Origin of the sequence: Luteimonas panaciterrae (assembly GCF_020511115.1) — a bacterium.
In the GTDB taxonomy this organism is placed as follows: domain Bacteria; phylum Pseudomonadota; class Gammaproteobacteria; order Xanthomonadales; family Xanthomonadaceae; genus Luteimonas; species Luteimonas panaciterrae.
Genome location: NZ_JAJAVH010000013.1, coordinates 24,308 through 31,748, shown reverse-complemented (window position 1 = coordinate 31,748; position 7,441 = coordinate 24,308). Strand labels below are relative to the sequence as shown.

General features: G+C 58.5%; 6 protein-coding genes. 5 read left to right on the top strand and 1 reads right to left on the bottom strand.

Features of this window, described 5'->3' with window-relative positions; genetic code table 11:
* From LG367_RS14960 to LG367_RS14950, 3 genes are all read left to right on the top strand, one after another.
* Window positions 1-679, top strand: a 679-nt coding sequence (locus LG367_RS14960; protein WP_226470068.1) for an RHS repeat-associated core domain-containing protein, incomplete at its 5' end; no start/stop codon positions are given.
* Window positions 676-1,116: a hypothetical protein gene (locus LG367_RS14955; RefSeq protein WP_226470067.1), complete on the top strand. Its 441-nt coding sequence runs from the start codon at window positions 676-678 to the stop codon at window positions 1,114-1,116. The genes LG367_RS14960 and LG367_RS14955, both read left to right, overlap by 4 nt.
* Window positions 1,117-1,491: 375 nt before the next feature.
* On the top strand, window positions 1,492-4,308 hold the full coding sequence (locus LG367_RS14950) for a TonB-dependent receptor (protein ID WP_226470066.1): 2,817 nt from the start codon (window positions 1,492-1,494) through the stop codon (window positions 4,306-4,308).
* Window positions 4,309-4,422: 114 nt separating this feature from the next.
* Here the strand turns inward: LG367_RS14950 and LG367_RS14945 are convergent, their stop codons facing one another.
* Window positions 4,423-5,166 (bottom strand): SIMPL domain-containing protein, encoded by a 744-nt coding sequence (locus LG367_RS14945; RefSeq protein WP_226470065.1) that lies wholly within the window; start codon window positions 5,164-5,166, stop codon window positions 4,423-4,425.
* A 122-nt stretch (window positions 5,167-5,288) separates the two neighbouring features.
* Between LG367_RS14945 and LG367_RS14940 the strand changes: the two genes are divergently transcribed.
* Window positions 5,289-5,921, top strand: coding sequence for a Maf family protein (locus LG367_RS14940; protein WP_226470064.1), 633 nt, complete (start codon window positions 5,289-5,291; stop codon window positions 5,919-5,921).
* Window positions 5,921-7,441 carry a ribonuclease G gene (rng, locus tag LG367_RS14935; RefSeq protein WP_226470063.1) on the top strand — a complete coding sequence of 507 codons (1,521 nt, stop codon included), beginning with the start codon at window positions 5,921-5,923 and terminating at the stop codon, window positions 7,439-7,441. The genes LG367_RS14940 and rng overlap by 1 nt, the downstream gene beginning before the upstream one ends.

Below are 7,441 nucleotides of genomic sequence, written 5' to 3'. Positions count from 1 at the left end.
CGGGCTGAACTACATGCAGCAGCGGTACTACGATCCCAATATCGGTCGGTTCCTCTCCACCGATCCGGTTACTGCCTATGAGAAGCCCGGGCAGAACTTCAATCGGTACTGGTACGCGAACAACAATCCCTACAAGTTCACTGATCCGGATGGACGCTGCGTCATGCCTGGCAGTGACTTATGTGGAAAGACCATTGAGACAGTCCAAGCTCAAGTGAGTGCGTCGCAGGCTATTCAGCAGGAATCAGAGAAGATTTCGAATGCAGTTGAAGGAGTTGCAGGAAAGATGAATGCGGCATCCACAACAGCGATTGGCTATTCAGTTGGGAGTAGCGCAGCAATTGCTGGGTTTGTCACTGGGACGGATGTGAAGATTACATTTGATAATAATGCAATCCAATTTGAAAACGTGCCTGATTGGATCATGCCCGGCGCCATAACGATAGGCAATGCTATTATATATGGTGAAAGCTCTGACCCAACAAATGTACAGCTCTTGTCCCAAGAGACGCTTGGTAAGGAAGAGATGCAGCATACTATCCAAGCTGAATCATTGGGTCCGCTTTATTTGCCAGCGCACGCTGTTTCAAAAATGTCTGGTTATTTGATTGATGGAAAGGATCACGGTCCCGCGGATTTTCTTGAAAGAAACCCGCATTCTAGGGAGCCAAGGCCATGAGTATTTTATTAAAATGTATGATTCTGGTTGTAGCCATGACTTTAGCGGGATGCCCGTTAGAGCCAAGAATTTTTATTCATAATGATAACGATAAGAATCTCACAGTTGTTTCAAAAAAAATTTCTTTTGACATTAAAAAAAACGAAACAAGGGAGATTCCAAATAATGGTAATTCCCTTGACAGGAATCCCCGAGGGGAGATGTTGCTGCGCATTAAAGATGAAAACGGAAGTCGATGCTATATTATGCTGTTACCAAAAAATGTTCCGGCCGATTTGTATTTTGGGACCGGAAGAGTTATTACTGTCAAATTAATAGCGTCGCGTGATAATGAGGTCTATATAATTCCACATCTCTCGAATTTGGATGATTTCTCAGCGGTTCATAATATTAAAAATCAGCCAAAGCTGTTGAGTTGTGTGCAGAATCATCAGTGATGCGGAAACAGGGATGGAATCAGGGCCAGAGTCGACTTTTTCTGTGATCATTGACGTTCGCCGGATAAATGCGAGGGAGGGGGTAATCTGCCCCCCAAAGCACTAAGGCCGCATCGTTGCGGCCTGTCGCTGTTGGGCCAGTGAGCAGGCCCAAGCTATTTGTTGCTTCTACGGAGCGGTTGAACTTTGGGCCGCCCTTAACGGCACTTTAATTACATCCGAAACCGCCATAGAATCGGCTGTCCATGCTAAAAGGATGATGCGTGGATGCAGTAAGTTATTGAAATAATTGATGTTTATTGAGCTTGATGGCTCGTGCCAGCGTGTTTCTGGGACGGTTGTCACGCATCTTGAAGACCTTAGAGAGAGAACAACATGACTACGAAGACCCACACGCTGCGCGATGCCATCGCGCTGGCGCTCGCTGTCGGTTCTGCAGCGTTCGCAACTGCAGGTACCGCCTTCGCACAGGATGCTGCATCAGGCGATGAAACCAAGACGCTCGACCGCATCCAGGTTACCGGCTCCAACATCCCCCGTACCGATGCTGAAACAGCTTCACCCGTGCAAATCATCTCGCGTCAGGAAATCGACCGTACCGGCAAGACCAGTCTCGCCGACTATCTGCAAACCCTCACTGTCGATGGCGCAGGATCGATCCCTAAGAGTTTCGGCGGCGGATTCGCTGCGGGCGGTACTGGCGTTTCTTTGCGTGGCTTGGGTGCCGGTTCGACGCTCGTTTTGTTGAACGGCCGTCGCATGGCGCCGTTCGGCTTGGCTGACGACGGCCAGAAGACGTTCACCGACCTCAGCACGATTCCGCTCGAGGCCGTGGAGCGCGTCGAAGTTCTGAAAGATGGCGCCTCCGCGATCTATGGCTCCGATGCGATCGCTGGCGTCGTCAACGTCATTCTTCGCAAAGACTTCGAAGGCGCCACGGTGAAGGCGTCCTACGGTACGTCGCAGGACGGTGGCGGCAGTGAACGTAAAGGTTCGCTGACCTGGGGCACCGGCGATCTGTCTTCTGACGGCTACAACTTCTTCTTCAACATTGAAGGCTCGAAGCTGGACCGTATTACGATCAAGGACCGCAAGGACCGCAAGTGGATTGGCAGTGGTGATTCCCGTCGTTGGGGCTATGCGCTGACGGATAGTAATTTGGCTGGCTGGCTTCCGGGGGGCACATTGACCCCAGGCTCCTCTCCGCTTGGTGCAATTCGTCGTCCGGACGGGACCTGGCAAGGACTTGGAACGGCTGCTGATTGCGCAAGGTTTAGCAAAGTCGATCAAACGGATGCCAACGGCGGCTGTATCTGGGATCCGAATCTGCTGTCTGACATGATGCCTGAGGAAAGCTACGTCAACTTCTTTGCGCGCGGCACCTTTGCACTGTCTGATTCGGCGGAGCTGTATACCGAATTCGGCTATTCGAACAAGAAGAGTAGTTTTGACTCCACGCCTTCCGGCGTAAGCGGTGCAGGCGGCTTCCCTGGCGGTATCGTCAACAACGCATCTGGTCCGACTGCCACCATTCTCGGTGCGCTTCATCCCGATAATCCGATTGGTGTGGATGGACGTCTGCGTTATTCGACCTTTGCCAACGTCGGGACCCGCTCTGGAGAGGTTCAGAACGATTTCATGCGCTTCCTGGCCGGAGTCAAAGGCACTGCCGGTGCTTGGGACTACGACGTTGGTTACATGCACTCACAGACTTCGTTGAACCAAACGCAGCGCGGCTATATTCGTAAAAGCGTTCTCCATGAAGTTTTGACCAACCCGAACAATGCCTATGGTGGATGGCTGCGGCTTGGTGCCAATGCCGGGTTGACGCCTCAGTCGGTGCTTGATGCAGTGTCCCCGGATCTGAAAGATTCGTCCAAAACGGGATTGGACCTCGTCGACTTCAAGTTGTCGCGTGCTTTGATGGATTTGCGCGGCGGTCAACTGGGTATAGCGATGGGTGCTGAATGGCGCCGTCAGACTGCGACGCGTAACCCGACACCCTATACCGATGTTGGCGATATCGTTGGCTTGGGTTATTCGGCATTCTCGGGCAGTCAGACCGTCACTGCAGCCTATGTCGAATTGAATGCCCCGGTGCTTGAATCGTTGGAGCTTAATGCTGCGGGTCGTTTCGACAGCTACAAGGATGGCGACAATTCGTTTACGCCCAAGTTCGGTGCCAAATGGAAGCCGACTGATTGGCTCGCTATCCGTGGTAGCTACGCGAGAGGCTTCCGCGCTCCAAACCTCGCCGAGCTCAATGGGTTCTCTGTCGGATTCACCGGATTGGCTGACCCAGTGCGTTGCCCGGGTGGTGTGCCGATCGCTTCTGGCATAGCGTGCACGCCGACTGTCGCAGCGGCCAACCAGGCGAATCCGAACCTGAAGCCTGAGAAGTCGAAGAGCTATTCGTTGGGTATTGTGCTGCAGCCGACATCGAGCACCTCGTTGACGATCGATGGCTGGCAGATTGAGCGCACGGATGAAATCATCCCGCTTGACGCAGGTATTGCTTTGCAGCAGGGCTTGTTCGTGCGTGGCGACGATGAGGTTCCGGGTTTCCCGGGTTCCGGTACCTTGCTGGCAGTATTTACGCCTTACATTAATGCCGATTCGTCGAAGGTGCGTGGTGTCGATCTTGATTTCCAGCAGAAGTTTGACATCGGCAACTACGGCAAGCTGAGGCTCGACATGCAGTGGAGCCATCTGATTCGCTATGAGCGCACGGTCAATGGCGAGACGATCAATTTCGCCGGCACGCATGACAACTGCAACGTCACCAACTGCATCGGCACACCGAAGGACCGCATCAACCTGGGTCTGACTTGGGATGTTGGAGACTGGAGCGTGAGCGGCGTGGTCAACTATCGCGGCAAGTTCGACAACACCGAGCCGCTTAACAACCACGAGTGGGATTCGGAGAATAAGCAGTATCTCTGCACGACGGTTTATGCAGATGGTCGCGATGCTCCGGGTGGATGCGAAATTCCGTCGTTCTATTCGATCGACTTGTCGGCGAACTGGAAGGCTACGGATTCTTGGGAAGTATTCGGTTCGATTCAGAACGTGACTGACCGCATCGCTCCGCTGGATCTGACCACCTATGGTGGCCTGCATTACAACCCGCTGGACGTGAGCGGTGCGATTGGCCGTTACTTCACCATCGGTGCGAAGTTCAACTTCAAGTAATACGTTTCACTGCTGTAAACAAAAGGCCCCTTGCGCAAGCAAGGGGCCTTTCTTTTGGCCTCCCGGATTCCGCGCCCGCCAACTATGGCGAGCGGCGGTATGCCGGAGGGTGCTTCAGCGACCCAGCTCGAACACGACGTCGAGATTCGCGCTCAGCGTGGTTTCACCCGGCGACACGGGCGAGAAAGCATCAAGCGCCTCGGCCTTGGCCGACCGCATCGCCATCATCGGCACCGGCGGACGGAAACCCGCGCCTTCGCTGACGCTGACGATCCGCTTCACCTGCATGCCTAGCGACTTGGCATACATCTCGGCGCGCTTCTGCGCCTTCTCCAGCGCGGCGCGGCGGGCTTCGTCGTAGACGGCTTCCGGTTCGTCGATCTCGAAGCTGGGGCCGTTGACCTGGTTGGCGCCGCTGGCGACCAGGGCATCGAGCACCTTGCCGAGCTTGCTGATGTCGCGGACCTTGATGTTCACGGTGTTGCTGGCCTCGTAGCCGGTGATCTGCGGCGGCTGGTTCTCGTTGTACTTGTAGTTCGGGTTGACGCTGATGCCGCTGGTCTGGATGTCCTTCTCGGCGATGCCGGCGGACTTGATCGTGGACATGACCTTGGTCATCTGCTCGGCGTTGGCGCGCAGGGCGGCATTGGCGTCCGTGGCCCGGGTGACGACGCCGGTCGAGAGCGTGGCGACGTCGGGCGTCCGCTTGGCTTCGGCCTGGGCCGAGACCGAGAGCAGGGTGCCGTCGCTGGTGGCGTAGGCGGGGGCGGGGTTCTGGGCGCAGGCGGTGGTCATCGTGGTCACACTCAGTGCAAGGGCGCTGGCGAGCAGCAACGGGCGAAGGGTGATGCGGGGCATGGAACTCTCCTTTTCGGACGAGGGCTAGGGTTGTCAGTCCCTAGTGAACGGGTCGTGAGTCGGAACGGGGTTAAATGATCCATCATCCGGGGCGTTGAAGGGTCGCAGGGTATCCTTGTCCGATGCTGTATCTCGCTTCGCAATCGCCGCGCCGCCGCGAACTGCTGGCCCGTTTCGGGCTGGCGTTCGAGGTATTGGACATCGATATCCCCGAGCGCCGCGAGCCTGGCGAGTCGCCTCTAGGCTACGTGAAGCGGGTCGCGCACGAGAAAGCCGCGGCTGGCCTGCAGCGCGTGGACACCGGCGCCACGGTGCTGGCGGCCGATACCGAGGTGGTTCTGGACGACGAGGTCTTCGGCAAGCCCCGCGACGATGCCGACGCGGAGGCGATGCTGCGCAGGCTGTCGGGGCGCACGCACGAGGTGATCTCGGTGGTGGCGCTGGCTTCGGGCGGGCGCGTCGCCGAGGCGGTCAGTGTCACCGAGGTCAGCTTCGCCGCGCTGGACGATGCCGCTATCACGGCCTATGTCGCCAGCGGCGAGCCGCGCGGCAAGGCGGGGGCGTATGCCATCCAGGGGGCGGCCGAGGCGTTCGTGCGGCACCTGTCCGGCAGTTATTCCGGGGTGATGGGGCTGCCGTTGCACGAAACGGCGCGCCTGCTGCGGGAATTCGGAATTGCATTGGAAAGTCCGCGCATCGCAGCTGCGCCGTCAGCGCGGCAAGGTGTGCGGGCTCTTGCAGAGGGATCCGCGTAATGACCGAAGAAATCCTGGTCAACGTCACCCCGCGCGAGACCCGCGTCGCCGTGGTCGAGAACGGCATGCTGCAGGAACTGCACATCGAGCGCGGTTGGAGCCGCGGCGTGGTCGGCAACATCTATAAAGGCAAGGTCCAGCGGGTCATGCCTGGGATGCAGGCGGCGTTCGTCGAGATCGGCCTGGAACGCGCCGCCTTCCTGCATGCCAACGACGTCATGCGCTCGCTGCCGGCGGCCGAGCTGCGGGATGATGCGCTGAAGGGCGAGGACATCGAGGCCGACGACGCGGTGCGTCCGCCGCCGCCACCCGTGCCGCCGATCGGCGAACTGCTGCGCGAAGGCCAGGAGATCGTGGTGCAGGTGGTGAAGGACCCGATCGGCAGCAAGGGCGCGCGGCTGACCACGCAGATCAGCATTCCGTCGCGCTATCTCGTGCTGCTGCCGCAATCGCGCGTGGTCGGCGTGTCCGCGCGCATCGAGGACGAGATCGAACGCCTGCGCCTGAAGGCGCTCGTAAGCGAACTCGCCATCCATGGCAGCCATCACGGCTATATCGTGCGCACCAATGCCGAAGGCCAGGCCTCGGAAGCGCTGGCGGAGGACATCGCCTATCTCGGCCGCGCCTGGGCACTGATCGAGCAGCGCGTGCGCGAGGCGCGCGTGGGGACCTGCGTGTACGAGGACCTGACGCTGCCGATGCGCGCGGTGCGCGATCTGATGCGGCGCGACGTCGAGCGGGTCAAGGTCGATTCGCGGGAAACCTGCGATCGCCTGCGTGCCTTCGCCGCGCAATACATGCCCGATCTCGCCGAGAAGATCGAACACTACAGCGGCGCGCGGCCGGTGTTCGATCTGTATGGCGTGGAGGACGAGATACAGCGTGCGCTGGAGAAGGAAGTGCCGCTGAAATCCGGCGGTTACTTGGTGATCGACCAGACCGAGGCGATGACCACGGTCGACGTCAACACCGGCTCCTTCCTCGGTCAGCGCAATCTGGAGGAAACCGTCTACCGCACCAATCTGGAAGCGGCGCAGGCGGTGGCGCGACAACTGCGCCTGCGCAATCTCGGCGGCATCATCATCATCGATTTCATCGACATGAACGATGCGGAGCATCGCCGCCAGGTGCTGCGCACGCTGGAGAAATCGCTGGCGAAGGATCACGCCAAGACCACGGTGTACGACTTCTCGCCGCTGGGCCTGGTCGAAATGACGCGCAAGCGCACGGTGGAGAGCCTGCAACGCCAGCTCAGCGAGCCCTGCCACGAATGCGGCGGCCGCGGCATGCTCAAGACGGCCGAGACCGTGACCTACGAAATCTTCCGCGAGATCGTGCGCGCCGTGCGCCAGTTCGAGGCCGCGCGGCTGCTGGTGATCGCATCGCCGAAGGTGGTGGCGCGCATCACCGACGAAGAGTCGGCGGCCGTGGCGGAACTGGAGGAGTTTCTCAGCAAATCGATCCGTTTCCAGGCCGACGAGCAATATCTGCAGGAGCAGTTCGATGTCGTGCTGCTCTAA